Consider the following 25,745-nt stretch of genomic DNA (forward strand, 5'->3'; position numbering starts at 1 on the left):
ACGCGGACCGAACACCCTCACCACCCTCGGGAGTCAGTCATGTCAGACCGCTTCGACGTCGTCGTACTCGGAGCTGGCCCCGGCGGCTACGTCGCCGCCATCCGCGCCGCCCAGCTGGGCAAGCGGGTCGCGGTCGTCGAGGAGAAGTACTGGGGCGGTGTCTGCCTGAACGTCGGCTGCATCCCCACCAAGGCGCTGCTGCGCAACGCCGAGCTCGCCCACATCTTCAACCACGAGGCCAAGACCTTCGGCATCAAGGTCGACGGCACGGTCACCTTCGACTACGGCGACGCCTACCGCCGCAGCCGCTCGGTCGCGGACGGCCGGGTCAAGGGCGTCCACTTCCTCATGAAGAAGAACGGGATCACCGAGTTCAACGGCCGGGGCACCTTCCTCGACGCGAACACCCTCCAGGTGGCGAAGGTCGACGGCACCTCGGAGACGATCACCTTCGACAACTGCGTCATCGCGACCGGCGCCACCCCGCGCCTGCTCCCGGGCACGGCCCGCAGCGAGCGCGTCGTCTCCTACGAGGAGCAGATCCTCGCCGAGGACGCCCCGAAGTCGATCGTCATCGCCGGCGCCGGCGCGATCGGCATCGAGTTCGCGTACGTGCTGAACAACTACGGCACCAAGGTCACCATCGTCGAGTTCCTCGACCGGATCGCCCCGCTGGAGGACGAGGAGGTCTCCAAGGAGCTGGCGAAGCAGTACCGCAAGCTCGGCATCGACGTCCTGACCTCCACCCGGGTCGAGGCCATCGACGAGTCCGGCCCGCAGGTCCGCGTCACCGTCACCGGCAAGGACGGTGTCCAGAAGGTCCTGGAGGCCGACAAGGTCCTCCAGGCCATCGGCTTCGCCCCGAACGTCACCGGCTACGGCCTGGAGGCCACCGGTGTCGCCCTCACCGAGCGCGGCGCGATCGACGTCGACGGCCGCTGCCGCACCTCCGTGCCGCACATCTACGCCATCGGCGACGTGACCGCGAAGCTGATGCTCGCGCACACCGCCGAGGCCATGGGCGTCATCGCGGCCGAGACCATCGGGGACGCCGAGACGATGGAGCTCGACTACCCGATGATCCCGCGCGCGACCTACTGCCAGCCGCAGATCGCCAGCTTCGGCTGGACCGAGGCGCAGGCCCGCGAGAAGGGCTTCGACGTCAAGGTCGCCAAGTTCCCGTTCGTGGCGAACGGCAAGGCGCACGGTCTCGGCGACGCCGCGGGCTTCGTCAAGATCATCGCCGACGGGACGCACGGCGAGATCATCGGCGCCCACCTGATCGGCCCCGACGTCACCGAGCTGCTGCCCGAGCTGACGCTGGCCCAGCAGTGGGACCTCACGGTCCACGAGGTCGCGCGGAACGTCCACGCGCACCCGACGCTGGGCGAGGCCGTGAAGGAAGCCATCCACGGCATTGCCGGACACATGATCAATTTCTAAGGTTTCTCCTGGTTTCAAGTGATAGGCACTGAAAGGTGCCGAACACAGAATCCCCGGGCAGCGACGCCTCTCCGGGCAGAGACACCTCGCCGGGTGGCGAACCGTCCCGACCGATCAGGTCGTGGGTGCGTTCGTCACCCGGTACGCATGTCTGGCTGCTGGTCATCGCGATCACGAGCCTCGTCATCGCGCTCTCCCCCGACGGCCTGGAGGCCTACCTCCTCCACCGCAACAGCAGCAACCTCCACCAGCTCGCGCACCACCCCGTGCGCGCCCTGCTCGGCAGCGCGTTCTGGATCGAGAACCCGGCCGACCTGCTGCTGTACGCGGTCCTCTTCGAGCTCTTCCACGCCCCCGTGGAACGCTGGCTCGGCACCCCGAAGTGGCTCTTCGTCGTGGCCACGGCGCACATCGCGGCGACGCTCATCAGCCAGCAACTCGTCCTGGACGCCATCCGCGACCACGACGTGCCGCGCAGCATGGCGCACGTCGTCGACATCGGGGTCAGCTACGGGCTCGCCGCCTCCGTGGGCATCCTGACCTACCGACTGCCCCGCCCCTGGCGCTGGTTCTACCTCGCGGGAGCCGTCGCCTTCTTCCTCGTGCCGCTCGTGACCGGTCGTACGTACACCGACCTCGGGCACGCGATCTCCCTGGCGATCGGCCTCGCCTGCTATCCGCTGACCCGCGGAAAACCAGTCGCTCCCGAACAGGGGCACGGCGCACACTAGTTGTGCGGGGGAAACGGGGGATCTCCCGGAAGCGGCCGCTTCGAGCGCGTGGACAGGCGTCCGCGCGAGGCCGTGAACGACGAAGGCCCGCTCCTTTCGGGGAGCGGGCCTTCGTCGTCGGTTCAGGGAGGCTCGGGCCGAAGCAGGCGCTCCGGCAGGAGGTCCAGGCAGGAGGCTCAGGCGGAGAGCAGGCGCTCCAGGACGACGGCGATGCCGTCCTCCTCGTTCGACGAGGTCACCTCGGTCGCCACCGCCCGCAGTTCCTCGTGCGCGTTGCCCATCGCCACACCGTGTGCCGCCCAGGCGAACATCGGGATGTCGTTCGGCATGTCGCCGAAGGCGATCGTCTCCGCGGCCTTCACGCCCAGCCGGCGCGCGGCCAGGGAGAGCCCCGTCGCCTTGCTCAGGCCGAGCGGGAGGATCTCCACGATCCCCGGCCCGGCCATGACGACGTCCACGAGCCCGCCGACCGTCTCGCGGGCGATCCGCACCAGCTCGTCGTCGCTCAGCTCCGGGTGCTGGAGGTAGAGCTTGGTCAGCGGCGCCGCCCACAGCTCCGCCGGGTCCTCGTACGGCACGTACGGCAGGGGACCCTCCTGGATCCGGTAGCCGGGGCCCATCAGGACCTCGCCCTCCAGGCCGTCGCGGCTGGCGGCCAGCGCCAGCGGGCCGACCTCCGCCTCGATCTTGGAGAGGGCGAGCCCGGCGAGCTGCCGGTCCAGGGTCAGCGAGGTCAGCAGCCGGTGCTCACCGGCGTGGTAGACCTGCGCGCCCTGCCCGCACACCGCGATCCCCTCGTAGCCGAGGTCGTCGAGGATGTGCCGCGTCCAGGGCACCGCACGGCCGGTGACGACGATGTGCGCGGCGCCCGCCTCGGTCGCGGCGGCGAGCGCGTCCCGCGTGCGGTCGGAGACGGACTCGTCGGCGCGCAGCAGCGTGCCGTCGAGGTCCGTCGCCACCAGGCGGTAGGGGAAGGGGCTCACTTGGCGATCGGCTCCAGGACCTCGCGCCCGCCCAGGTACGGCCGCAGGACCTCGGGCACGCGCACCGAACCGTCGGGCAGCTGGTGGTTCTCCAGGATCGCCACGATCGTGCGCGGTACGGCGCACAGCGTGCCGTTCAGGGTGGCCAGCGGCTGCACGGTCTTCTTGCCGCCCTGCTCGTCGCGCATGCGGACGGAGAGCCGGCGGGCCTGGAAGCTGTTGCAGTTCGAGGCGGAGGTGAGCTCGCGGTACTTGCCCTGGGTCGGGATCCACGCCTCGCAGTCGAACTTGCGGGAGGCGGAGGCGCCGAGGTCACCGGTGGCGACGTCGATGACCTGGAACGGCAGCTCCAGAGCGGTCAGCCACTGCTTCTCCCAGTCCAGGAGCCGCTTGTGCTCGTTCTCCGCGTCCTCGGGCGCGACGTACGAGAACATCTCGACCTTGTCGAACTGGTGGACGCGGAAGATGCCGCGGGTGTCCTTGCCGTACGTGCCGGCCTCGCGGCGGAAGCAGGGCGAGAAGCCCGCGTACCGCAGGGGCAGCTTGTCGGCGTCGATGATCTCGTCCATGTGGTACGCCGCGAGCGGGACCTCGGAGGTGCCGACCAGGTAGAGGTCGTCGTTCTCCAGGTGGTACACGTTCTCCGCGGCCTGGCCGAGGAAGCCGGTGCCCTCCATGGCGCGCGGGCGGACCAGCGCCGGGGTCAGCATCGGGACGAAGCCGGCCTCGGTGGCCTGGGCGATCGCCGCGTTGACCAGGGCGAGCTCCAGGAGGGCGCCCACGCCGGTCAGGTAGTAGAAGCGCGAGCCGGAGACCTTGGCGCCCCGCTCGACGTCGATGGCACCGAGCGCCTCGCCCAGCTCCAGGTGGTCCTTGGGCTCGAAGCCCTCGGCCGCGAAGTCACGGATGGTGCCGTGCGTCTCCAGGACGACGAAGTCCTCCTCGCCGCCGACCGGGACGTCCGCGTGGACGATGTTCCCGAGCTGGAGCAGGAGCCGCTTGGCCGTCTCGTCGGCCTCGTTCTGCTCGGCCTCGGCGGCCTTGACGTCGGTCTTGAGCTGCTCCGCCTTCTGCAGGAGGTCGGCGCGCTCCTCGGGCGTGGCCCTGGGGATCAGCTTTCCGAGCGCCTTCTGCTCGGATCGGAGCTCGTCGAAGCGGACGCCGGACGACCTGCGCCGCTCATCGGCGGAGAGCAGGGCGTCGACGAGCGCGACGTCCTCTCCACGGGCGCGCTGGGAGGCGCGAACACGGTCGGGGTCCTCACGGAGCAGGCGAAGGTCAATCACCCCACCAGGCTACCGGTGCCCGCTTGCGCGACCCCACCGGATAAGGTCGCGCGTGTTGTTTTGCCCGAATTGCCGCCCGGGGAAAAGTGGACCGGGGGCCGCCGCATTCACTTATCCACAGGCTGTGCGGAAGTTCTGTGGACTACGGGGAGGGTCGCGGGGATTCCTTGGGATTCCTCACCCCGGACCTGGCAATTCCGTGATCAAACGCCATTTCCCCACTCAATCGGGTGGGAATTGCTCGCTCCAAAGAGTTGATCCTGGGAAACGCGGTGACGGATGCGTCATCAGCGCACTGTGGACGACTCGGGAGTTGCCAGAGAGTCGCTGGGGCGATTTGTCGACCATGTCGGTTTGCGATGTCGACTTGTCCCCAGGTCGAGCGGAGCCCTGTGGATAACCTCTGTGGGTAACTGAAAAGTATGCAGGTAGGACTAGTTGTTCGTACCTGTGGACGACCGCTCCCGGCAGCGGGAGCGGTCGGTCAGTATCGGGTCAGGCCCGACCGTCCTGGGCCCTCGCCAGCCAGTCGGAGGCCGCCATGAACTCCACGTCCGACGTCCCGCGCCGCAGCGCCGCCACGTCCTCGACCGCGACGCCCGCCCGCGGATACGAGCCGAGGAAGCGCACCTTGGGGCAGATCCGCTTGAGCCCCATCAGCGCCTCGCCCACCCGGCGGTCCGAGATATGGCCCTCGGCGTCCACGGCGAAGCAGTAGTTCCCGATCCCCGCCCCCGTGGGCCGGGACTGGATCAGCATCAGGTTCACCCCGCGCACCGCGAATTCCTGGAGCAGTTCGAGGAGGGCACCCGGATGATCGTCACCCAGCCACAGCACCACCGAGGTCTTGTCCGCGCCGGTCGGCGCCGCCGGGCGGGCCGGCCGCCCCACGAGCACGAACCGGGTCTCGGCGTTCTCCGCGTCGTGGATCTCGGTGACCAGCGGCTCCAGACCGTACGTCGCCGCCGCGAACTCGCCCGCGAAGGCGGCGTCGAACCGGCCCTCCTGGACCAGCCGGGCCCCGTCCGCGTTGGACGCGGCCGACTCCCACACGGCGTCGGGCAGGTGTGCCCGCAGCCAGTTCCTGACCTGCGGCTGAGCCACCGGATGACCCGTGACCGTCTTGATCTCCGAGAGCCTGGTCCCGGGGCGCACGAGCAGCGCGAAGGCGATCGGCAGCAGCACCTCGCGGTAGATCATCAGCGGCTCGCCGGAGGCCAGCTCGTCCAGGGTCGCGGTCACCCCGCCCTCGACCGAGTTCTCGATCGGTACGAGTGCGGCGGCGGCCTCGCCGTTCCGTACGGCGTCGAGCGCGGCCGGCACCGAGACCATCGGGACGAGCTCCCGGGTCGCGGCCTCGGGCAGCGTACGCAGCGCGGCCTCCGTGAAGGTGCCTTCGGGGCCGAGATACGTGAACCGGGTGGCGGACATACCGTCACCCTAGTGGTCGCCGGGCGCACGGGCCGCCCGCTCGAACGGGGTGACGGGACGCGGTCACGGCCTGTCCGGTGGATCGGGGCCGGACAGGCCCTACGCCTCCAGGAGCCGCTGGCCCACGTACTCGCCCTCGGCGGGGCCGCCCGGGACCGCGAAGAGACCGCTCGACTCGTGCCGGATGAACGTGGACAGCGCGTCGCCCCGGTCGAGCTTGCGCTGCACCGGGACGAACCCCCGGAGGGGATCGGCCTGCCAGCAGACGAAGAGGAGCCCGGCGTCCGGTGTCCCGTCCGGACCGATTCCGTCGTGGAAGGAGAAGGGCCTGCGCAGCATCGCCGCACCGCCGTTCTGCTCGGGGGCGGAGATCCGGGAGTGGGCGTTGTCCGGGATCACCAGCTGTCCGTCCGGCCCGAACTTGTTCAGGTCGAGCTCGGTGGTCTCGGTTCCACCGGTGAGCGGGGCGCCGTCGGACTTCCGGCGGCCGATCACCTTCTCCTGCCGGTCCAGCGGCAGCTTCTCCCAGTCGTCGAGGAGCATCCGGATCCGCCGCACCACCGCGTACGAACCGCCGGCCATCCACTCCTCGGTGCCGGTGGCCCCGGCGGGGACGAAGATCCGCCGGTCGAAGTCGGGCTCCGTGGGCTTCGGGTTGCCCGTGCCGTCGACCTGGCCCATGAGGTTGCGCGCGGTCATCGGCTTCGCGGTGGCACCGGCCGAGCGGTTGAAGCCGTTCATCTGCCAGCGCACCCGGGCCGCGTCGCCCGTGTCCTTCTGCAGGGCCCGCAGCGCGTGGAAGGCGACGAGGGCGTCGTCGGCGCCGATCTGCACCCACAGATCGCCCTCGGACCGCCGCGGGTCGAGCGCGTCGGAGGAGAAGGCGGGCAGCGGGTCGAGCGCGGAGGGGCGGCGCGAGGCCAGCCCGGTGCGGTCGAAGAAGGTACGGCCGAAGCCGAACGTGACCGTGAGAGAGGAGGGCCCGGCGTCGAGCGCGATGCCGGTGTCCCCGGCCGGGGCCTTCCCCGCCATCAGCGCCTTCGTCGTGGCCGACCAGCGGCGCAGCAGGGCGGCGGCCTCCTTGCGCCCGGCGCCCGGGGCCAGGTCGAAGGCGACCAGATGCCCGCGGGACTGGAGAGGGGTGGTGATACCGGCCTGATGTTTCCCGTGAAACATCACCTCGGTCGCGCCGACGGAGGCCAGGGCCTGCGGGCCGCCGGCGCCGGCGGTGGTGGTGTCATCGCCCGACACGGCCCCGGAGACCCCGACGCCGCCGGCCGCGCCGATGACGAGTCCGGCCGCGCCCGCAGCGCCGACGGTGCCGAGCAGCCGCCGCCGGGAGATGTCCACGTGGCCGGTGCTGTCGCCGCCGCTGTGGCCGCTGCTGTCGCTGTTGGCGTTGTTGTCGCTCTCGGTCACGAGGGTCAGCCGATCTTCACGTTCTTGTCGATGGTGGTCTGGTCGATGTCGGAGGTGCGGACGGTCACCTGGATCTTCCACTCGCCGGGCATCGGGATCTGGACGCCGCTCGCGCTCCAGTGTCCGGTCTGGATCCGGTCGGGGGCGACGGGCAGGGGGCCGACGTCCTTGGCCTCCAGGGTGAGGGCGACCTTGATCTCGGGGACGTCCAGCGGCTTGCCGTTGGGGCGCTCGACGAAGACGTGGAGCGCGTTGGCGCCGGTGCGGCCGGGGTCGAGGCTGAGACGGACGACGCCCTTGCCGTCGACGCCGCCGGTGTCGAACGGCAGCCGGATGTCGACGGGACGGTCGGGCACGGCGGCCGAGCCGGCGGTGGAGCCGGTCCGGCCGGGCTCCTCCTCGGTGCGACCGGGCTCGGTGGAGGTGAGGACGGTGGTCACGGCGAGGAGGACGACGGCGACGGCGGCTTCGGTCAGCACCGAGCGGCGAAGACCGGCCCGCTCGGGGTCGGCGTCCCGCTCCCGCTTGCGGCGGGCGGTGGCGACGGCGGCGCGCTGCCGGGCGAGCTGAGCGGCCCGCTCGGCGTCGGGCTCGGGGCCGGCCTCGGCGTCGGGCTCAGGGCCGGAGACGGAGTCGGAGTCGGCGCCGACGAGGGCCCCGACTTCCTCGTCTGCCTCGGTTTCTCCAGCCGCCTCGGCTTCCTTCGCTTCGGCCGGGTGCTCGGTGGGCGTGGAGTCGGCGAGGCGCTGGGTCCAGCGGCGCGAGACCCAGCCGATGCCGAGGAGGACGGCCATCAGGCCGAGCTTGACCAGCAGCAGCTGCCCGTAGCGGGTGTCGGTCAGCGCGGACCAGGAGCCGACCTGGCGCCAGGACTGGTAGAGCCCGGTCGCCGCGAGGACGACCACGGAGCCGAAGGCGACCTTCGAGAAGCGTGCCACCGCCGAGCGCTCGACGGAGGGCGCCCGGTAGAGGGCGACGAGCAGCACCGTGAGTCCGCCGAGCCAGGCGGCGACGGCCAGCAGGTGCAGGATGTCGACGGGCATGGCGATGCCGGGCTGGATGCCGGTCGAGGCGTGCTCGGCCAGCGCCCACGTACCGGCGATACCGGCGGCGACGACGGTGCCGCCGAGGCCGAGTCCGAAGGCGAGGTCCTTCCGCTCCTTCGGGTCGGTGCGGCGGGCGTAGGAACCGAAGAGGACCGCGACGAAGAGCGCCGCGGCGCCGAGCAGCAGCAGACGGGAGGTGAGCGCGGCCCCGGTCTTGGTCTCCAGGACGGACTTCAGGCCCGCCAGGTCGAAGGCGTCGGAGAGCTCCCCGGAGCCGGTGTACGGGTTGCGGAGGAGGAGCATCGCCAGCGTGGCGACCGTGAGGGTCAGCCAGCCGCGGACCACGGTCCGCTGGATCGGGCGGACGCCCGCGCCGCGCGGCCAGCAGGCCAGGACGAAGGCGCCGCCGCCGACGAGGACGGCGAAGGCGGCGTACGAGAGGTAGCGCGCGATGCCGTAGAGGGCGCCGACGAGGCCACCGCCGGCGTTCTGCTCGGGCAGCGCGACGGAGGTCGCGGAGGGGGCCCCGATGGAGAAGGTGAAGGCACCGGCGATCGGGTGGCTGTCGGCGGAGACGGTCTGCCAGGCCACGGTGTACGTACCGTCCGGGAGCCCGGCGCGGAGCCCGACTCCGTACCGGACGATCGAGCCGCTGCACAGGTCGCGTATCTCGCCGGTGTCGGCCCGCCGTCCCGCCGGGTCGAGGACCCGGATCGAGTCGGCGCTCATGGCGACCTGCTCGGAGAAGGTCAGGTTGACCTCCTTGGGAGCGGTGGCGACCACCGCCCCGTCCCTCGGGTCGCTTCCGGTGAGCGCCGCGTGCGCGGAGGCGGGGGCGGCGCCGGCGAGCAGCGTGCCGAGCAGCGCGGCCGCGAGGATCAGCAGCCGGGCCACGGCGGTACCGAGGCGCGGGGCGGTGGTGGTTGTCATCTGTATGTCACTCCGTCAACGAGCTCAGTGCTGCTGCGGGTTGTGGTTGGCGGCCTCGACGGGAACGTCGACCTTGAGAGGGGCGGACTTCTCGAAGTGGAGCTCGATGCTGACCTTCTCGCCCTGCTTGGGCTTCTTCTTCAGCTCCATGAACATGATGTGGCTGCCACCGCGTTCGAGCTTCAGCTCCCCGTTGGCGGGGATGTCGAAGGACGTCACCTGCACCATCTTCTGGTTCTTCGTCTCGTGGATCGTGATGTCGTCCGAGATCGGGCTGGTGACGGAGGTGAGCTTGTCCGCCGTGCCGCCGCTGTTGGTGACGGTGAGGAAGCCGCCGGCCATGTCCATCACCGGCTGCGGCATGAACGCGCCGCTGACCTTCAGCTCGGGCTTGCCGCCCGCGGAGTCGGATCCGGAGTCGGACGAGCACCCGGTCAGCGCGAGCGAGGCGGCGAGGGCCACGGCGGCGGACAGGGCGGTGGTGCGGCGGTTCACGGGTTCTCCCCCTTGATGAGCTTCGGCAGGTCCTTGGCGTAGTCCTCGACGGTCGTGTCCTCGCCGTACAGGACGTAGCCCTGGTCGGTGGTGGGCGAGAAGGCGATCACCTGGGCGCCGTGCATGGAGACGACCGAGCCGTTCTTCTCCTTCTTCGGCGGGTCGATGCCGATGCCGATCGAGCGGGCGCCCGCCTGGATGGTGGAGAACTCGCCGGTGAGACCGATGAAGGAGGGGTCGCCCGCGGCGGGCAGCCACTTGGCGAGCTCGGCGGGGGTGTCCCGCTCGGGGTCGGTGGTGATGAGGACGACCTGGAGCTTCTCCTGGTCGGCCTTGGGGAGCTGCTTCATGGCGATGGCGATGTTGCTCATCGTCATGGGGCAGACGTCGGGGCAGTGCGTGTAGCCGAAGTAGACGAGGGTCGGCTTGCCCTTGGTCCGCTCGCGCAGGTCGTACTTCTCGCCCTTGGTGTCGGTGAGGACGAGCGAGGGCTTGGTGAACGGCCGGTCGAGGACGGTGGCGGCCTTGGTGGAGTCGCTGCCGCCGGAGATCTCGGCGACCGCGTTCGAGCCCGTGCCGGGCTTGTCGTCGTTGCCACCGAGGCCGACGGCCGCGGTGATGCCGAGCGCGGCGACGATCGCGACCGCGGCGACGATCAGCGGGGTGCGCCGCCCGGGGCGGGCGGCGCCGCCCTCGGGCTGCGGGGTGGGTGTCTTCTCTGCGGACATCGTGGTTCTTTCCGAACTCGTCGGGTGGAAGTCGGGTGAAAGGAGAAGGAGTGTCAGGCCGAGCGGCGGCGGCCGGCGAGGACGCCGAAGGCGACGCCGGCGATGCCGACCAGGATGCCGATGACGCCGAGGATCCGGGCCGTGGTGTCGGAGGAGGACGACGAGGCGGCGGCCGTCTTCTCCTCGTGGGCGCCGGCCTTGTCGTCGTGCCCGGACTTCGCGTCGCCGGAGGCGGAGGCCGAGGCGGAGGGGGCGGTGGCGCCGCCGCCGTGGTGGTCACCGCTCGCGGCGGAGAGCTTCAGGACGGGAGCCGGGTTCTGCGGCTCGTCCGCGCCGTCCTTCGCCTCCTCGATCCAGCGCACGACCTCCTTGTTGTCGTACGTCTGGATGGCCTTGAGCACGAGCTCGTCCGCGTCCTCGGGCAGCTGGCCGAGGGAGAGCGGGAACTGCTGGAACTGGCCGGGGCCGATCTTCGAACCGTCGGCGGTCCAGGTCACCTTGGAGACGGCCTCGTTGATCTTCTTGCCGTGCAGCTCCAGCGGCTTGCTGAGCTTGCTCTTCGTCACCTCGGCCTTCCAGCCGGGGATGGGCTGCGGCATGACGGAGGCCAGCGGGTGGTCGAGCGGGAAGTTGACCTCCAGCTTCACGGTGGAGGCGTTGTCGCGCTCGTTCGGGACCTTGATGTTGACGGTCGCGTAGCCGCCCTTGGCGGCCTCGCCCTGCGGCTGCACGCTGACGTGCGCGAAGGCCGTGCCGGACAGCAGCACGACGGAGGAGAGCGCGATGCCGCCGGCGAGGGCGACACGGGTGGCGGAGGAGAGACGCGAGGAAGAAGAGGAAGAGGTACGGGAAACGCTCATGGCGGAAGACACTCCAGCTCGGAGAAGGACGGCGGGATCCGGCGCGCCGAGGGGGAACCCCTGCTCAGGCGTGCGGACGTACGCGGCCCGCTCCTGGTGAGCGGTCCGCGTCAGGCTGCGAGGACGCAGTCGGCGGCCGGGGGGCCGCGTCGGATCACCGTGTTCTCGAGCGCCTCGAAGACCGGCGGCGGAGCGGAGTCGAAGGCCGTACGTACGGGCCGCCGCGATGCCGTGTGCGGGGCCGCGGGCAGTCCGGCGAGCAGGCTCCGTACGAGGCGGAGCGCGGCCCGGAGCGAGCGCACGAGGGTGCACTCGGCGAGCTCCGTCGCGCCCTGCTCGGAGAGCTGGACGAGCCGGACCAGGGCCCGGTCGCCGCGGCGCAGCAGCCAGCCCGCGGCGAGGGCGGCGAGCAGGTGGCCGAGGAGCATGGGCAGTCCGGGCAGGAGCCCGTCGGACGGGGCCGCCGCGTGCCCCAGGTGGCCGTGGGCGGTGGCCGGGGCGAGCCCGGCGTCGCCGACGATCCTGGCGGCGTCGGCCGGACTGATGGCCCCGGTACCCGCTCCGCAGACCAGCTTGGCGGCCAGCCGCACGAGGGCGTCGTCGGCCGTGGGGCTCAGCGCGAGAGGGCGCCGGCCCAGGCTGAAGAGGACGTGCAGGCCGAGCTGCCCGCCCGCGAGGGCGCCGACGACGAAGGCGAGGGAGCGTTCGCGTCCGGCGAAGAGGACGGTGATCCCGAAGACGCTGAGGAAACCGGCGAGGAGGGTCCACAGGGCGATGCCCGCACAGGCGGCGAGGGCGTGTCCCAGCGCGGACAGCACGACGCAGACCGCGGTGAACACCGCGGCCCTCAGCAGCCGTGGAGCGAGCGCGGGGGCAGTCATGGCGGGCCCATCATCGCACCAGGGGCAGGGCCGCCATGAGGCAGGTCCGTAAGGTCGTTCTTGGGCGTCTTCGGGGTGACATACACCGGCGTACCGGCGCGGTGCATCCGCCGAACGAGCGCTCTTGTCGCCTTCGGGGGCTTACGAAGGGTTCCGTCCGGCAATAGGTATCGGTATGTCGAGCCGCTGCCGGGAGGCTGGAGCATGAGCATCTGGTGGTCACTCCATCTGCGGCGCGAGGCCGCGAGCGTGCCGCTTGCCCGCCGGCTTCTGCTGGGCACGATGGAGACGGCCGGGGTCGATCCCGACGTGTCGTACGAGCTGTCGGTCGCGCTCACCGAGGCCTGTGCGAACGCGGTCGAGCACGGCGGCGACGGCGGCGGGACGGGCAGGGCGTACCGCGTGACGGCGTACCTGGACGGCGAGACCTGCCGTATCGAGGTGGCGGACTCGGGCCCGGGCTTCCCCGGCGCGGGACCCGGCCGCCCTGGTGCCGGGACGGCGGCGGCGCCGCCGCCCGCCTCCGACGATGCCGAGCACGGCCGGGGGCTGCGCCTGATCGAGGAGCTCGCCGACCACGTGCAGTTCGGCAACCGCTCGGGCCGGGGCGGCGCGGTCGTCAGCTTCGACAAGATCCTTAAGTGGAAGGACGGCCCGTCCCTCCTGATGGCCTGAGCCCGGGAGAGGCGTGCGAGGCGTGCGAGACGTGCGCGTACGGGGAAGGGCCCCCGCCGGTCGGTCGGCGGGGGCCCTTCGTTTCCAACGTACGCGCGAAAACGGCTGCGCGAAAACGTCCGCGCCGCGGCGCGAACGCGGAGGTCAGCCCTTCAGGCCGGCCATCCACGCCTCGACCTCTTCGGAGGTGCGCGGCAGCGCGTCCGAGAGGTTCACGTTGCCGTCCTCGGTGACGAGGATGTCGTCCTCGATCCGGACGCCGATGCCGCGGTACTCCTCCGGCACGGTCAGGTCGTCGGCCTGGAAGTACAGACCCGGCTCGACGGTCAGGCACATGCCCGGCGCGAGGGTCGTGTCGACGTACGCCTCGGTGCGCGCGGCGGCGCAGTCGTGGACGTCCATGCCGAGCATGTGACCGGTGCCGTGCAGGGTCCAGCGGCGCTGGAGGCCGAGCTCCAGGACGCGCTCGACCGGGCCCTCGACGAGGCCCCACTCGACGAGCTTCTCGGCGAGGACGCGCTGGGCGGCGTCGTGGAAGTCGCGGTAGGCGGCGCCGGGCTTCACCGCGGCGATGCCGGCCTCCTGGGCCTCGTACACGGCGTCGTAGATCTTGCGCTGGAGCTCGGTGTACCGGCCGTTGATCGGCAGGGTGCGGGTGATGTCCGCGGTGTAGAGCTCGGTGGTCTCCACGCCGGCGTCGAGCAGCAGCAGGTCGCCGGAGCGGACGTCGCCGTCGTTGCGCACCCAGTGGAGGGTGGTGGCGTGCGGGCCGGCGGCGCAGATGGAGCCGTAGCCGATGTCGTTGCCCTCGACGCGGGCGCGCAGGAAGAAGGTGCCCTCGATGTAGCGCTCGCTGGTCGCCTCGGCCTTGTCGAGGACCTTGACGACGTCCTCGAAGCCGCGGGCGGTGGCGTCGCAGGCCTTCTTGAGCTCGGCGACCTCGAAGTCGTCCTTGATCAGGCGGGCCTCGGAGAGGTAGACGCGCAGTTCCTCGTCGCGCTCGGCGGTGACCTTGTCGGTCAGGGCCGCCTCGATGCCGGCGTCGTGGCCGCGGACGGCGCGGACGGGGCCGGTGGCCTCCTTCAGCTGGGCGGCCAGCTCGCGGACGTCCTTCGCGGGGACGCCGAGGAGCTGCTCGGCCTCGGTGAGGGAGTGGCGGCGGCCGACCCACAGCTCGCCCTGGCCGTCGAGCCAGAACTCGCCGTTCTCGCGGTCGGAGCGCGGCAGCAGGTAGATCGTGGCCTTGTGGCCGCTCTTCGCCGGCTCCAGGACGAGGACGCCGTCCTGAGTCTGGTCGCCGGTGAGGTACGCGTACTCGGTCGAGGCACGGAAGGCGTACTCCGTGTCGTTCGACCGGGTCTTCAGGTTGCCGGCGGGGATCACCAGACGCTCGCCAGGGAAGCGGGCGGACAGCGCGGCGCGGCGCGCGGCCGTCTTGTCGGCCTGCGCGACGGGCGCCAGGTCACGCAGCTCGGTGTCGGCCCAGCCGGACTTCATGTTCTCGGCGAGCTCGTCGGACACGCCCGGGTACAGGCCGTTCTTCCGCTGCTTGATCGCCTGCTCTTCGGTCGTCTCTTCCGGGGTCTCCGGCGTGAGCTCCTCGGCCACGGGTCTGCCTCCTCTTGGTACGACACTGAACCCCCACCATCGTACGGTCGTACGGAAGGGGGCCCAGGGCCGGAAGGCCTCTTACCGGAGCGTCACGTTCCGCTCACGCGCGGGCGTCCCGCGGAGCTCCCGCGCGAGTGCCCCGCGGAGCTCACTCGAAGCGTGCGGCGAGCAGGACCACGTCCTCCTCGTCGTCGGCCGTGTCGAGGCCCTCGGGCAGCAGGGTCCGCAGGACGTGGTCGGCGATCGCGCCCGGGTCGCCCCGGTCCGCCTTCGGCACGCTCGCGGCGGCCGCGTGGAGCCGCGCGAAGGCCCGGTCCATGGCGTCACCGGTACGGCGGAGCAGCCCGTCCGTGTAGAGAAGCACCGTTTCTCCCGGGGCGGGAGACAGCTCGACGCTCGGCGCCTCCCAGCAGGAGAGCATCCCGAGCGGAGCCGAGAGCGAGGTCTCGACGAACTCGGTGCGGTGCTCGCCGATGATCAGCGGCGGGGCGTGCCCGGCCCCGGCCAGGACGATCCGGCGCTGCGCGGGCTCGGCATAGGCGAAGAGCGCGGTCGCCGAGCGGGCGGGCTCGGTGAGCCGGAGCAGGAGCTCCAGGTCGGAGAGGACGGCGACGGGATCCTCGCCCTCCATCACCGCGTACGCCCGGAGGGAGGCGCGCAGCCGGCCCATGGCGGCCAGCGCGCTCGGCCCGGTCCCGGAGACGGAGCCGACGGCGAGGCCGAGGGCGCCCTCCGGCAGCGGCAGCGCGTCGTACCAGTCGCCGCCGCCCCGGGGGCCGGTGCGGTGGCGGGCGGCGAGCTGGACGCCGGGGACGCGGGGGAGGCGGCTGGGGAGCAGCTCCTCGGCGATGGTGGAGACCTGGGCGCGGGCGCGCTCGACCTGGAGGAGGCGGGCGAGGTGCTCGGTCGCGAAGCGGCCGTAGAGCCCGATGAGGTGGCGCTGGCGTTCGGAGGGCTCGGCGGGCTCGTCGTAGAGCCAGACGGCCGCGCCCAGCCGGCCGGCCTCCTCGGTGGCGAGGGGGAGGGCGTAGCTCGCGGCGTAGCCGAGGCGGGCGGCGACCTCGCGGTGGCGCGGGTCGAGGCCCTCCTCCGTACGGACGTCGGGGATGGCGATCGGATCGGGGACGCGGGCCGGGTCGGCGGGATCGGGGAGGCCGTCGAGGAGGCGCCCGTAGCTGGTGGCGCCGCGCGGGACGGTCTCGATCGTGCCGAGCTCGGCGTGGGCGAGCCCGAGGCCGATGGTGGTGGCGGGGCCGAGGCCGTCGGCGGGTTCGAGGACGGCCATGCCCCGGCGGGCGCCGACGAGGGCGGCGCCGGCGCGGAGCACCTCGGGGAGGGCCTCGTCGAGGGACGAGGTCCTGATGAGGCGCTCGGTGAGTTCGTGGAGGGTGGTGAGGTCGGAGACCCAGCCGGCCAGCCGGTCCTGGATCAGCGCGCCGGGCGGGAGGGCCGCGTCGGCGGGCGTCGCCGCCGCGGGGACCCCGGGAAGGGGCGCCGTAGTGTGCGGGGGGTGGGGAACCATGGAATCGATTCCGGCCACTTTCGGCATGTGTGGGGCGCTCATGTCAGTCGGCTTTCCGACCGGTGCGTTTGACGCCATAGCATCGCAAACCCCCATGTCATTCTGCGCCGCTCGATGCATCCACATGTACACGCACTGGAGGAGCGATGTCCAGCATTGTCCCCATGGGACTTGTGGTGTCCGTGAGCTTGGACGCAAGGGTTGAAGTGCGCGGGAAGTTGGCCGAAAATTGCCCCCGGTGTGCACCTTTTGCGGTCGACTGGCGTCGTTTGAAAGCGCGTCATTCCGAGCGTGCTGGGTACGTACTCGATGACAGGCAGGGGCAGTTGGAGCTGCCCCGGAACGTGCCGCGGAACCCCGGCGTCTTACGTGCCGCAGGCCTCGGCCCGTCCCCCAGTGGCGGGGAACGTGTTCTGACCCGGCTTGGATCTGGCACCGATACGGATCGACCTGGCTCGACCTGGTTCCGACCTGGCACCACCTGGTTCCGACCTGGCTCCACCTGGTTCTGACCTGCTCCACCGGTTCCTCCCCGGCTCGACCTGGCTCCTCCGGTTCATACCTGGCCCGTCGACCCCGCTTCGGCGCGGGGCGGCGCACCACCGACCTTGTACGCGCTGATACGCACGGTGAAGAGATCTGCACATGGTGTGATGTGGATTCGGCGTTCAACGGAAAGGAACGAGCGCTCATGCGCGAGATCCTCGGAATCCTGGGACCCCTTGTGAGGCGAGGAAGCCGACGCAGGCTCCGGCTCCGGCGCGAGGTGAGGCCGGCCCGGCTCGACGCGGCGGTCACCTTCGCGGTCGAGTGGGGCTGGCCCGTCCTGCCGGGCGCCGGCCTGAGGGCGACGACCCGCCCGGCCGCGGGGCCCGCCTGCGTCTGCCCCGACCCCGAATGCGCGGTCCCCGGCGCGCACCCGTACGAACCCGGGATCCTCGCGGCCACCACCGACGAGCGGATGATCCGCTGGTGGTGGACCAGGCGTCCGGAGGCCCCGGTGCTCCTCGCCACGGGTGGCGGTGCGCCGTGCGCGGTGAGCCTGCCCGCGGTGGCGGGAGCGCGGGCGCTGACCGCGCTCGACGCGATGGGCATGCGGCTCGGCCCGGTGGTGGCGACGCCGACGCGCTGGTCGATCCTCGTCGCCCCGTACGGCCTCGAACGGCTGGGCGAGCTGCTGTACGCGAAGGACAGCGTGCCCAGTTCGCTGCGGTTCCACAGTGAGGGCGGCTATCTGTTGCTGCCTCCCTCGGTCGCCGGGAACGGGCAGGTGCGGTGGGAGCGGGCGCCGCTCGCGGGCTCGGCCCGGCCGTGGCTGCCGGACGTGGAGGCCGTGGTGGACGCCCTGGTCGAGGCGAGCACGAGCACCCCGGGCGGCGGGAGCCGGCTCACGTACTGAGGGCCGCCATCGGTCCGGCGGTGACGGCCCGGCGGTGACCGTCCGGCGGTGGCGTCCGGAGGCCGTCCGCGTACGGGCCGGGCGGCGCGGCTCGTTCACCCGAACGGGTGTGTCCTGGCCCGACTTGCAGGGGAAACGCGCGCGCGGCCGACCGGGCGCCCGCCGGCCGCCGATATGTTCGCCCCACCCGTCGAAGATCCCGGGCGAAAGAGCAGGTGGGACGCATGAGTCCGGTGATGAGCCCGGCGAAACTCCGCATGATCGGACTCGGAGCGGCCGTCACGGTCGCCGTCCTGCTGCCGATCGTCGCGGTGGCGGGGCAGACGGGTGATCCCGCACGGCCGCCCGCGGGCCAGGGCGACGCGAAGCCCGGCGGCGAGCGCGGGGGCGAGAGCGGGGACCTGCTGTCGGACCTGGGGCTCGGCGGCGGATCCCGTACGGCGGGGACTCCCGGCGCCGGTCGGGATGCCGGTCCGGCGGCCGGCCCTGATCGGGCTCCCGCTCCTGCTTCCGTACCCGCCTCGCCCTCCTCGCCTGCCTCGCCCCCCTCGGCTTCCTCACCTTCCTCGGCTTCCTCCGAGGGGCCGGAGCGCGTCACGAAATGTGGTCCGGAACTCGCCTCTCCCGAGGGGATCGAGGCGCAGACCTGCGTTCTGGCCGAGGGACCCGATACCTGGGCACGTACGTACTACCGAAACGCGACGGGGCAGGAACTCGACGCGTTTCTTACCCTCATGGCGCCCGGCGGGCGGACCGTACAAGTGCGTTGTCCGGTCGCGGCGCAGGACGAACCGGGAACCTGTGAAACGCCCAGGGAACGCGGTCGGGGCAAGGCCACGACGTATACGGCGGTGGCGGAATTCGCGGGTACCGGCGAAGGGGACACCACTCCGCTGCTGCTGAGGTCGGGCAGCAACACGGCGGACACCGAAGGAAGTTGAGTGCCGAACGCCCCGGCGCGGCCTGGGGCGGGCATGGAAACGCCCGATCGCTGGCGACGGGGGATGCACCAGCGACCGGGCTTCCAGAACGGTAACAAGAGATCTGCTGTTCGCAAATTCGATCTCGGTTATTCGGACAGGGATTTACCCGCCCGCAGACCGGGTTGTGGCGGAAGTCACCGACTGGTCGGTCTGTCAGTCACCGATACCACCTGGGGTATCAGCTGAGAGTCACCTGACGGTTCGTGAGACCGCCGCGAGCGCGACGCTCTTCGGCCGTGAGCGGGGCGTCCGAGGCGAGCGCCTCGGCGAGCCGCTCGGCGAGCTCGGCGGCCGGCTTCTCGCAGTCCTCGGCGGTCATCGAGCTGGGCAGGTCCCACACCGGCACCATCAGGCCGTGGGCGCGGAAGGAGCCGACGAGCCGGGTGTCCGCGCCGAGGGAGGTGCCCTCGCCGGCCTGGAGCCGGGCGAGCGCGTCGAGGAGCTTCTCCTCCGGGTGCGGCATGACCCAGCGCAGGTGGTTCTTGTCCGGGACCTCGCACCAGTACGCGGAGTCGACGCCGGTCAGCTTGACCGTCGGGATCGCGGCGGCGTTGGCCCGCTCCAGGGAGGCGGCGACCTCGGGGTCGGCGCCGTCCGCGGAGGCCGGGATCCAGAACTCGAAGCCCGTGTGGACCTCCGGGGCGAACGGGGCGTCCGCGTCGAGCAGCTCCTGCAGGCGCGGGCCCTCGGCCGGCACGCGGCGCGGGGGGACCGGGGTGCCCGGCTCGGTCTCCAGGGCGCGCTGGAGGGTGTCGGCGAGGTCGCGCGCGAGGTCGCCGGAGGAGGAGTCGTTCTGCAGGGCGAGGAGGACGGAGCCGTCGTCGCGGCGCAGCGCCGGCCACGCCATCGGCAGCACGGTCGCGAGCGTCACCGACGGCACGCCCTCGGGCAGTCCGCCCTTCAGAGTGAGCGGCACGGTGGCGGCGGGGACCAGCTCGCGGAGCGCGACCCAGTCGCACTCGCCGGGCAGGCCCTCGAAGGGGCGCTGGACGAGCTCGGTCACGGCGTGCGAGGCGGACCGGCCGTGACAGGCCTTGTAGCGGCGGCCCGAGCCGCAGGGGCAGGGCTCGCGCGCGCCGACGACCGGGATCTCCCCGCTCGTGACCTGTGCCTGGCCGGCCTTGCCGGCCTTCGTCTGGGGGCGCTTCTTGGCCATGGTGTGGCTTTCTCCCGATCGCGGCGGTGCTGTGTGCGTGCTGTATCGGGCGCGAGCCTAGCCGCACCGGGCACCGCCGCCCCTCAGGCGGGGCGCGGCCCCGCCCGAGGCACGTCGGTCCGGGACCGGGTGCCGGTGCCGGTGCCGGTCCAGGTCGTCGTACGTGTCGACCGTTCGGACCGTTCGGACCGTTCGTCAGTCCAGATCGTCGTACGCGTCGAGGAAGTCGAAGCCCGAGCCACCGCCGACGCGCGCCGCGAAGTCCTCGCGGCGGTGTCCCTCGGTGACCACGACCCAGACCGTGACCTCGCCGGTCGCGCTGTCCCGTACGCCCCAGTCCTGGGCCAGCGCGCTGATGATGTTCAGCCCGCGTCCGCCGCGTGCCGTGACCGAAGGGGTGGACGGGACGGGTCTCGTGGGACCACCGCCGTCCGTCACCTCGACCCGCAGGCCACCCGCCGGGTCGACCCGCCAGGCCGCCCGGACATCGCCCTCGCCCCGCTCCGCCCGTCCCAGCGGCCTGCCGTAGCGACAGGCATTGCTGAGCAGCTCCGAAAGGATCAGTACCGCGTCGTCGACGACCGATTCGGACACCCCGCTGCGGTACAGCTCGTCCCGCATCCGGTGTCGCGCCTCACCCACGCCCGCAGGGCCATGGGGTACGGCCATGCTCGACGACGTGGGCACCTCTTGTGCCACCACCAACGCCACCCCCGAGACCTCCTTTGCCCCACGCCACCGTGTGGATGCCCCACTGGACTGGACCGGAAACCGGCCAGTGCACGTGGCGTGTGGCACTCGTGACGATCGAGTACGCGCTGAACGCGCCGGTGCACTCCCTGTAAGCCCTGGGGAAGGTGTGACGTATGGGGTTGTAGGTCAGCCGCGGCCCAGCTGGGAGAGCACCTGCTTCGGACGGTTGGTGATGATCGCGTCCACCCCGAGACGTACGCAGAGCTCGACGTCCTCGGGCTCGTCCACCGTCCAGACGTGGACCTGGTGCCCGGCCTTCTGGAGCCGCAGGATCACGGCGGGGTGGTGGCGGACGATCCGGATCGAGGGGCCCGCCACGCGCGCGCCCGCGGGGAGGCGCCCGTCGCGCAGGCGCGGGGTGACGAACTGGGTGAGGGAGACGGTCGGCAGGGTCGGCGAGGCGGCGGCGATCCGGTGGAGGGACCGGGCCGAGAAGCTCATGACCCGTACGGGAGAGTCGTCGCGGGAGGCGGGGGCGTCGAGGCCGAACCGCTTCAGGAGCTGGAGGAGCCGCTCCTCGACCTGGCCCGCCCAGCGGGTGGGGTGTTTGGTCTCGATGGCCAGCTCGACCCTGCGCCCGGCGTCGGAGACGAGCTCCAGGAGGCGCTCCAGGGTGAGGACGGACGTGTACTCGGGGTCTCCCCAGTCGGGGCTCTCCGAGGCGTCGTCCCGCTCCTCCCGTTCCTTCCAGACGCCGAAGTCGAGGGCGGCGAGGTCGGCGAGTTCGAGCGCGGAGACGGCGCCGCGACCGTTGGACGTACGGTTGACGCGTCGGTCGTGGACGCAGACGAGGTGGCCGTCGGCGGTGAGCCGGACGTCGCACTCCAGGGCGTCGGCGCCGTCCTCGATGGCCTTCACGTAGGCGGCCAGGGTGTGTTCCGGGGCGTCCTCGGAGGCTCCGCGGTGGGCGACGACCTGGACGGGTGCGCTGTTCGGGTGCTGCCGTGCGTGAGTCACGGCGTCATGGTGCCATTGGCGGGGTGGGGCGAGCACACCGGAAGCTGTCCGTTCTGTCCGTATATAAAGGATGGAGCGCAGATGCACAGCTCCGCCTTACAGCGGCCTGACGCCCGGTGGGAAAAGCTGGTGACAAGAGCCTGAGCCAGACATGACCACCCACGACCACGCATCAGCACACCCCCGACCACCCCGCACCCACCCCGCGCAGTGATCGAGCAGTCAACGAGGAGAGCGAGCTGTGAGCACCGAGAACGAGGGCACGGCGGTTCCGGCGGACCCGACTGCCCCGTCCGCCCCTCCGACGCCTCCCGTCCCTTCGGCGCCGCCGGCGGAGGCGGTGACGACGGAGACGCCGACGACGCCGACGACGGCGGAGGCCGCGGCCTCCGCGCCCGCCACTGACCCCGCACCGGCACCGGCCCCTGCCCCCGCACCTGCCGAACCGGTGACCGTCGCGGCTCCCGCGGCTGCCGCGCCGCCCGCTCCCCCCGCCCCCGCGACGGCTCCGGCCGCCGGTGCCGGCGGCTGGCCGCCGCCCCCGCCGGCCGTACCGGCCTGGGGTGCGCCCCTCCCTCCCGCCCCCGAGGCACCCCGCAAGCGGACCGGCGGGATCGTCGCGGCCGTCCTGGTCGCGGCGCTCGTCGCGGGCGGTGTCGGCGGCGGCATCGGCTACTGGGCGGCCGAGCGCGGCGACAACGGGACCGGCTCGACGACGGTCTCCTCGGCCGAGGCGCCCGCGTCGTTCAAGCGCGACCCGGGGACGGTCGCGGCGGTCGCGGCGAAGGCGCTGCCCAGCGTCGTCACGATCCAGGCGAAGTCCGGCGGAACGCAGGGCGAGAGCGAGGGCGGCACGGGCACCGGCTTCGTGTACGACCAGGAAGGCCACATCGTCACCAACAACCACGTGGTGGCCTCGGCCGCGGACGGCGGCACGCTCTCCGTGACGTTCTCCGACGGCAAGACGTACGACGCGGAGGTCGTCGGCCGGGCCCAGGGCTACGACGTGGCCGTCCTGAAGCTGAAGAGCGCCCCGAAGGGGCTGAAGCCGCTGCCGCTCGGCAACTCCGACCAGGTGGCGGTCGGCGACTCGACGATCGCGATCGGCGCGCCCTTCGGCCTGTCGAACACGGTGACGACGGGCATCATCAGCGCCAAGAACCGCCCGGTGGCCTCGGGTGACGGCTCGGGCGGCGGCAACTCGTACATGAGCGCGCTGCAGACCGACGCCTCGATCAACCCGGGCAACTCCGGCGGCCCGCTGCTCGACGCGAGCGGCGCGGTCATCGGCATCAACTCGGCCATCCAGTCCACCGGGAACGGCTTCGGCCAGTCCCAGGCGGGCTCGATCGGCCTCGGCTTCGCGATCCCGGTCAACCAGGCGAAGAACGTGGCGCAGCAGCTGATCAAGACGGGCAAGCCGGTCTACCCGGTGATCGGCGCGACCGTGAACATGACCGAGCAGGGCGAGGGCGCGACGATCGCGTCCCAGGGCACCGGCGGCACCGCCCCGGTCATCCCGAACGGTCCGGCGGCGAAGGCGGGCCTCAAGGCCGGCGACGTCATCACGGACTTCGACGGCCACGTGATCGACAGCGGCCCCACGCTCATCAGCGAGATCTGGACCCACAAGCCGGGCGACTCGGTCAAGATCACCTACGAGCGCGACGGCAAGACGTCCACGGCCACGGTCACCCTCGGCGAGCGCACGGGTGACAGCTAGGGCCTGTCGTACGACGTGAGGACCTCGGCCTTCGTCTCCCAGGACGAAGGCCCGTCCCCGCCGTGGCCGACGTACCCGTGGCCGACGCCCCCGTTCTCGACGCCCCCGTTCTCGACGTCCCCGCCCTCGACGTCCCCGATGTCGATCCGCGTGGCGCCGAACCCGCTGCCCCGGGAGTGATTCCGGGGCGCCGGGCGGCGCGGCTCGTCGTCGCCCATGATCAGCAGGGGGTCGAACATGACGACGGCCGCGGCCAGGACGAGGAAGACGAGCGGGCCGACGAGCATGGGCAGCACGTTCAGGAGCGAGGAGCTCTCGGCCGTGTGCGACGCGTCGGCGACGTGCACGCTGACCGCGGCCATGCCCGTGTAGTGCATGCCGGTCACGGCGACGCCCATGACGACACTGGCGCCGAGGCTGGCCAGGAAGCCGCGGATCGAGACCGCCGCCCAGAGCGCGGCGGTCGCCGCGACGACGGCGATGACCACGGACACGACGACGACGGCGGGGGCGTAGCCGAGCTGCCCGTTCATCCGCATGGCCGCCATGCCCAGGTAGTGCATGCCGGCGACGCCGAGCCCGGTGAAGACGCCCGCGACGAGCAGCGGGGCCGGCCGGGCGCCGAGGTAGCCCACGATGAACACGCCGACGCCCACGACGACCACGGCCACGAGGAGGCTGAGGAACGTCAGGGACGCGTCGTACGAGATCGGTGTCTCGCGCACCTGGAAGCCGAGCATGGCGATGAAGTGCATCGTCCAGATGCCGCACCCGATGGAGGCCGCGCCGAGCGCCAGCCAACCGGGCTTCCGCGCACGGTCGGTGCTGAGGGACCTGACCGTGCAGCGCAGCCCCAGGGCGCTTCCCAGACAGGCCATCACGTAACCCACCAAGGGCGTGACCATGCCGTAGCTGAAGCCGTCGATCGTGCCGTGCACCCTGCAACCCTTCGGGAATCACGCGGCGCACGCCGCGGAACTCAAATGTGGAGATCTTGTGAACAAGGGACTCTAACTCAGCCCCCTCCTCGGCCGACCCCGCCCCGCCCCGCTCCCCAGCCGGTACGCTGTAGCCCGCTCCACCCCAGGTGGGCAGGGGCGAAGGTGGGTTGCCCGAGCGGCCTAAGGGAACGGTCTTGAAAACCGTCGAGGCAGCGATGTCTCCGTGGGTTCAAATCCCACACCCACCGCACCGGATCAGCGCCCGAGCTGATCGCAAGGGGCGCTCCTCACCAGGAGCGCCCCTTTGGCATGAAGGGGTTCTCGGCATGGTGCGGATCGTTTTGGTGCAGGGGGACATCACCGCCGAGGCGGCGGACGCGGTGGTCAACGCCGCGAACTCGTCGCTGCTCGGGGGCGGGGGCGTCGACGGGGCCATTCACCGGAAGGGCGGGCCGGAGATCCTCGCCGCCTGTCAGGATCTGCGGCGCTCGCACTACGGCAAGGGGCTGCCGACCGGGCGGGCCGTGGCGACGACCGGGGGGCGGTTGCCGGCCCGGCACGTGATCCACACCGTGGGGCCGGTCTGGTCGCGGGACGAGGACCGGTCGGCGCTGCTGGCCTCCTGCTACCGCGAATCGCTGCGGGTCGCGGACGAGTTGGGGGCCCGTACGGTCGCGTTCCCCGCCATCTCCACCGGGATCTACGGCTGGCCGATGGGCGACGGGGCCAGGATCGCCGTGGAGACCGTGCGGTCCGCCCGTACCGAGGTGGAGGAAGTGCGGTTCGTGCTGTTCGACGCGGGGGCGTACGCGGCCTTCGAGGCGGCGGTCGGCGGGCAGGCCCTTTCGTAGGGCTCTTCGTAGGGCCCTTCGTAGGGCTTTTCCGCAGGAGGGCCTTCCGTGGAACGCTCTTTTCCGAATGGCCAGGGTGTTCGAATGCCATGTTGGCGGGACTCGCCGGGCCGTCTTTCCGAGAGAAAGATTGGCGGAAAATCTGCCGGAACGCTTCCTCCCTTGCCGCGCACGGATTCTCCCGGTGACGCACCTTCCTCCGACCGGCTGAGCTGCGCCGTTCTCGCTTCGCCGGGGTTTATCGGTCTGTCCTCACGCTTGCGGGGGAATAAGCCGCTCCGGGGTGGTTCGACGGGGATTCGGTGGGCAACTCTGGATTCGCGACGTCGAGCACAACGACCGAGGCGGTCGGCCAACTGCCTGGGTAATGGCTGTAGTTCAGAGAAGTTCTCGAAGCAGTTCCGTGCAAAGCATCAGTTTCAGTTCCCGGAGGAACAGACATGGCAAGCATCCGTACCGCCCGCGTTCTCGCCGCTGCCGCCGCCCTGCCCCTCGCCGCCGCGCTCTTCACCGGGGTGGCCCAGGCCGACAACGGTGGATTCGCGGACGACGGATCGAACACGAGCGTCGCCACGATCATCGGCAGTGGTGTGGGTGGGGACAACAACGGAAACTCCACCACCACGCAGCAGGTGGCGACCGGTTCCGGTGCCTCCAACCAGAACAACACGGCGAGCGTGAACGGCTCCGCGTTCACCCACATCGACCAGACGAACGCGGTGGTGAACTTCTACCCGTGGTGGTAGTCGGCAGCAGCACGGGAGCCGGCCCGACGGGGGGCGTGACCGCGGTGTGAACGAGGAACGACGGCCTGTGCGCCGGTACTTCGGTACCGGCGTGCGGGCCGTCCCGCGTTTCCTGGTGCGCGCGCCGGGATGCGCCTTTCGTCGACCGCGCGCCCGGGGGCGTACGTCGCCGACCTTGACAGGGGTCCTGAATCT

At 71.6% G+C, this 25,745-nt stretch carries 22 protein-coding genes and 1 tRNA gene; 8 read left to right on the forward strand and 15 right to left on the reverse strand.

Going from position 1 to position 25,745, the window contains the following annotated elements:
* The first annotated feature begins 39 nt into the window (after positions 1 to 39).
* Together lpdA and ACZ6K0_RS20875 are read left to right on the forward strand one after the other, a co-directional pair.
* Entirely contained in the window at positions 40 to 1,443 is a 1,404-nt protein-coding gene (gene lpdA, locus ACZ6K0_RS20870) for a dihydrolipoyl dehydrogenase (RefSeq protein ID WP_469231329.1), read from the forward strand.
* Positions 1,444 to 1,556: 113 nt separating this feature from the next.
* On the forward strand, positions 1,557 to 2,174 hold the full coding sequence (locus ACZ6K0_RS20875; RefSeq protein WP_376398463.1) for a rhomboid-like protein: 618 nt from the start codon (positions 1,557 to 1,559) through the stop codon (positions 2,172 to 2,174).
* Between the two features lie 176 nt (positions 2,175 to 2,350).
* On the opposite strand, the gene ACZ6K0_RS20880 is transcribed toward ACZ6K0_RS20875, so the two are convergent.
* The 9 genes from ACZ6K0_RS20880 to ACZ6K0_RS20920 form a co-directional block, all read right to left on the reverse strand.
* A complete protein-coding gene (locus ACZ6K0_RS20880; protein ID WP_469231331.1) occupies positions 2,351 to 3,157 on the reverse strand; it encodes an HAD family hydrolase in 807 nt (268 codons plus the stop codon).
* Positions 3,154 to 4,443 (reverse strand): serine--tRNA ligase, encoded by a 1,290-nt coding sequence (gene serS, locus ACZ6K0_RS20885; protein ID WP_376398023.1) that lies wholly within the window; start codon positions 4,441 to 4,443, stop codon positions 3,154 to 3,156. The genes ACZ6K0_RS20880 and serS overlap by 4 nt, the downstream gene beginning before the upstream one ends.
* 495 nt (positions 4,444 to 4,938) lie before the next feature.
* On the reverse strand, positions 4,939 to 5,874 hold the full coding sequence (gene pheA, locus ACZ6K0_RS20890) for a prephenate dehydratase (RefSeq protein WP_376398025.1): 936 nt from the start codon (positions 5,872 to 5,874) through the stop codon (positions 4,939 to 4,941).
* A 99-nt stretch (positions 5,875 to 5,973) separates the two neighbouring features.
* Complete coding sequence (gene efeB / locus ACZ6K0_RS20895; RefSeq protein WP_469231502.1) at positions 5,974 to 7,224, reverse strand: iron uptake transporter deferrochelatase/peroxidase subunit; 1,251 nt, start codon at positions 7,222 to 7,224, stop codon at positions 5,974 to 5,976.
* A gap of 74 nt (positions 7,225 to 7,298) precedes the next feature.
* A complete protein-coding gene (locus tag ACZ6K0_RS20900; RefSeq protein ID WP_469231334.1) occupies positions 7,299 to 9,269 on the reverse strand; it encodes a copper resistance CopC/CopD family protein in 1,971 nt (656 codons plus the stop codon).
* A 24-nt stretch (positions 9,270 to 9,293) separates the two neighbouring features.
* Positions 9,294 to 9,764 (reverse strand): copper chaperone PCu(A)C, encoded by a 471-nt coding sequence (locus tag ACZ6K0_RS20905; RefSeq protein ID WP_376398031.1) that lies wholly within the window; start codon positions 9,762 to 9,764, stop codon positions 9,294 to 9,296.
* The gene (locus ACZ6K0_RS20910; RefSeq protein WP_376398034.1) at positions 9,761 to 10,492 is read right to left on the reverse strand and encodes an SCO family protein; all 732 of its coding nucleotides are present in this window, start codon (positions 10,490 to 10,492) and stop codon (positions 9,761 to 9,763) included. The genes ACZ6K0_RS20905 and ACZ6K0_RS20910 overlap by 4 nt, the downstream gene beginning before the upstream one ends.
* 53 nt (positions 10,493 to 10,545) lie before the next feature.
* Positions 10,546 to 11,352: a YcnI family copper-binding membrane protein gene (locus ACZ6K0_RS20915; RefSeq protein ID WP_469231337.1), complete on the reverse strand. Its 807-nt coding sequence runs from the start codon at positions 11,350 to 11,352 to the stop codon at positions 10,546 to 10,548.
* A gap of 110 nt (positions 11,353 to 11,462) precedes the next feature.
* A complete protein-coding gene (locus ACZ6K0_RS20920) occupies positions 11,463 to 12,233 on the reverse strand; it encodes a hypothetical protein (RefSeq protein WP_469231339.1) in 771 nt (256 codons plus the stop codon).
* Between the two features lie 204 nt (positions 12,234 to 12,437).
* Between ACZ6K0_RS20920 and ACZ6K0_RS20925 the strand changes: the two genes are divergently transcribed.
* On the forward strand, positions 12,438 to 12,908 hold the full coding sequence (locus tag ACZ6K0_RS20925) for an ATP-binding protein (protein WP_469231341.1): 471 nt from the start codon (positions 12,438 to 12,440) through the stop codon (positions 12,906 to 12,908).
* A 144-nt stretch (positions 12,909 to 13,052) separates the two neighbouring features.
* Here the strand turns inward: ACZ6K0_RS20925 and ACZ6K0_RS20930 are convergent, their stop codons facing one another.
* The gene (locus tag ACZ6K0_RS20930) at positions 13,053 to 14,516 is read right to left on the reverse strand and encodes an aminopeptidase P family protein (RefSeq protein ID WP_376398045.1); all 1,464 of its coding nucleotides are present in this window, start codon (positions 14,514 to 14,516) and stop codon (positions 13,053 to 13,055) included.
* A gap of 151 nt (positions 14,517 to 14,667) precedes the next feature.
* Positions 14,668 to 16,119, reverse strand: coding sequence for a PP2C family protein-serine/threonine phosphatase (locus ACZ6K0_RS20935; protein WP_469231343.1), 1,452 nt, complete (start codon positions 16,117 to 16,119; stop codon positions 14,668 to 14,670).
* 613 nt (positions 16,120 to 16,732) lie between these two features.
* Here ACZ6K0_RS20935 and ACZ6K0_RS20940 point away from each other — a divergent pair.
* A complete protein-coding gene (locus tag ACZ6K0_RS20940) occupies positions 16,733 to 17,440 on the forward strand; it encodes a bifunctional DNA primase/polymerase (protein ID WP_469231345.1) in 708 nt (235 codons plus the stop codon).
* Between the two features lie 1,161 nt (positions 17,441 to 18,601).
* On the opposite strand, the gene ACZ6K0_RS20945 is transcribed toward ACZ6K0_RS20940, so the two are convergent.
* The 3 genes from ACZ6K0_RS20945 to ACZ6K0_RS20955 form a co-directional block, all read right to left on the reverse strand.
* Positions 18,602 to 19,579, reverse strand: coding sequence for a DUF5926 family protein (locus ACZ6K0_RS20945; protein ID WP_376398053.1), 978 nt, complete (start codon positions 19,577 to 19,579; stop codon positions 18,602 to 18,604).
* A gap of 195 nt (positions 19,580 to 19,774) precedes the next feature.
* Entirely contained in the window at positions 19,775 to 20,290 is a 516-nt protein-coding gene (locus tag ACZ6K0_RS20950) for an ATP-binding protein (protein ID WP_376398056.1), read from the reverse strand.
* Between the two features lie 168 nt (positions 20,291 to 20,458).
* The gene (locus ACZ6K0_RS20955; protein ID WP_351814560.1) at positions 20,459 to 21,289 is read right to left on the reverse strand and encodes a glycerophosphodiester phosphodiesterase; all 831 of its coding nucleotides are present in this window, start codon (positions 21,287 to 21,289) and stop codon (positions 20,459 to 20,461) included.
* A gap of 241 nt (positions 21,290 to 21,530) precedes the next feature.
* Between ACZ6K0_RS20955 and ACZ6K0_RS20960 the strand changes: the two genes are divergently transcribed.
* Positions 21,531 to 23,012 carry a S1C family serine protease gene (locus ACZ6K0_RS20960; protein WP_376398060.1) on the forward strand — a complete coding sequence of 494 codons (1,482 nt, stop codon included), beginning with the start codon at positions 21,531 to 21,533 and terminating at the stop codon, positions 23,010 to 23,012.
* Here the strand turns inward: ACZ6K0_RS20960 and ACZ6K0_RS20965 are convergent.
* Positions 23,009 to 23,950 carry an MHYT domain-containing protein gene (locus ACZ6K0_RS20965; RefSeq protein WP_376398063.1) on the reverse strand — a complete coding sequence of 314 codons (942 nt, stop codon included), beginning with the start codon at positions 23,948 to 23,950 and terminating at the stop codon, positions 23,009 to 23,011. The genes ACZ6K0_RS20960 and ACZ6K0_RS20965 overlap by 4 nt on opposite strands.
* Before the next feature lie 164 nt (positions 23,951 to 24,114).
* Here ACZ6K0_RS20965 and ACZ6K0_RS20970 point away from each other — a divergent pair.
* The 3 genes from ACZ6K0_RS20970 to ACZ6K0_RS20980 all read left to right on the forward strand — a co-directional run bounded on the left by ACZ6K0_RS20970 (position 24,115) and on the right by ACZ6K0_RS20980 (position 25,550).
* A tRNA-Ser gene (locus ACZ6K0_RS20970) sits at positions 24,115 to 24,201 on the forward strand.
* A 78-nt stretch (positions 24,202 to 24,279) separates the two neighbouring features.
* A complete protein-coding gene (locus ACZ6K0_RS20975; RefSeq protein ID WP_376398065.1) occupies positions 24,280 to 24,804 on the forward strand; it encodes an O-acetyl-ADP-ribose deacetylase in 525 nt (174 codons plus the stop codon).
* Positions 24,805 to 25,244: 440 nt separating this feature from the next.
* Entirely contained in the window at positions 25,245 to 25,550 is a 306-nt protein-coding gene (locus ACZ6K0_RS20980; RefSeq protein ID WP_376398068.1) for a hypothetical protein, read from the forward strand.
* The last annotated feature ends 195 nt before the right edge of the window (positions 25,551 to 25,745 follow it).

The sequence above is a fragment of the Streptomyces sp. NPDC042346 genome, from assembly GCF_055581845.1.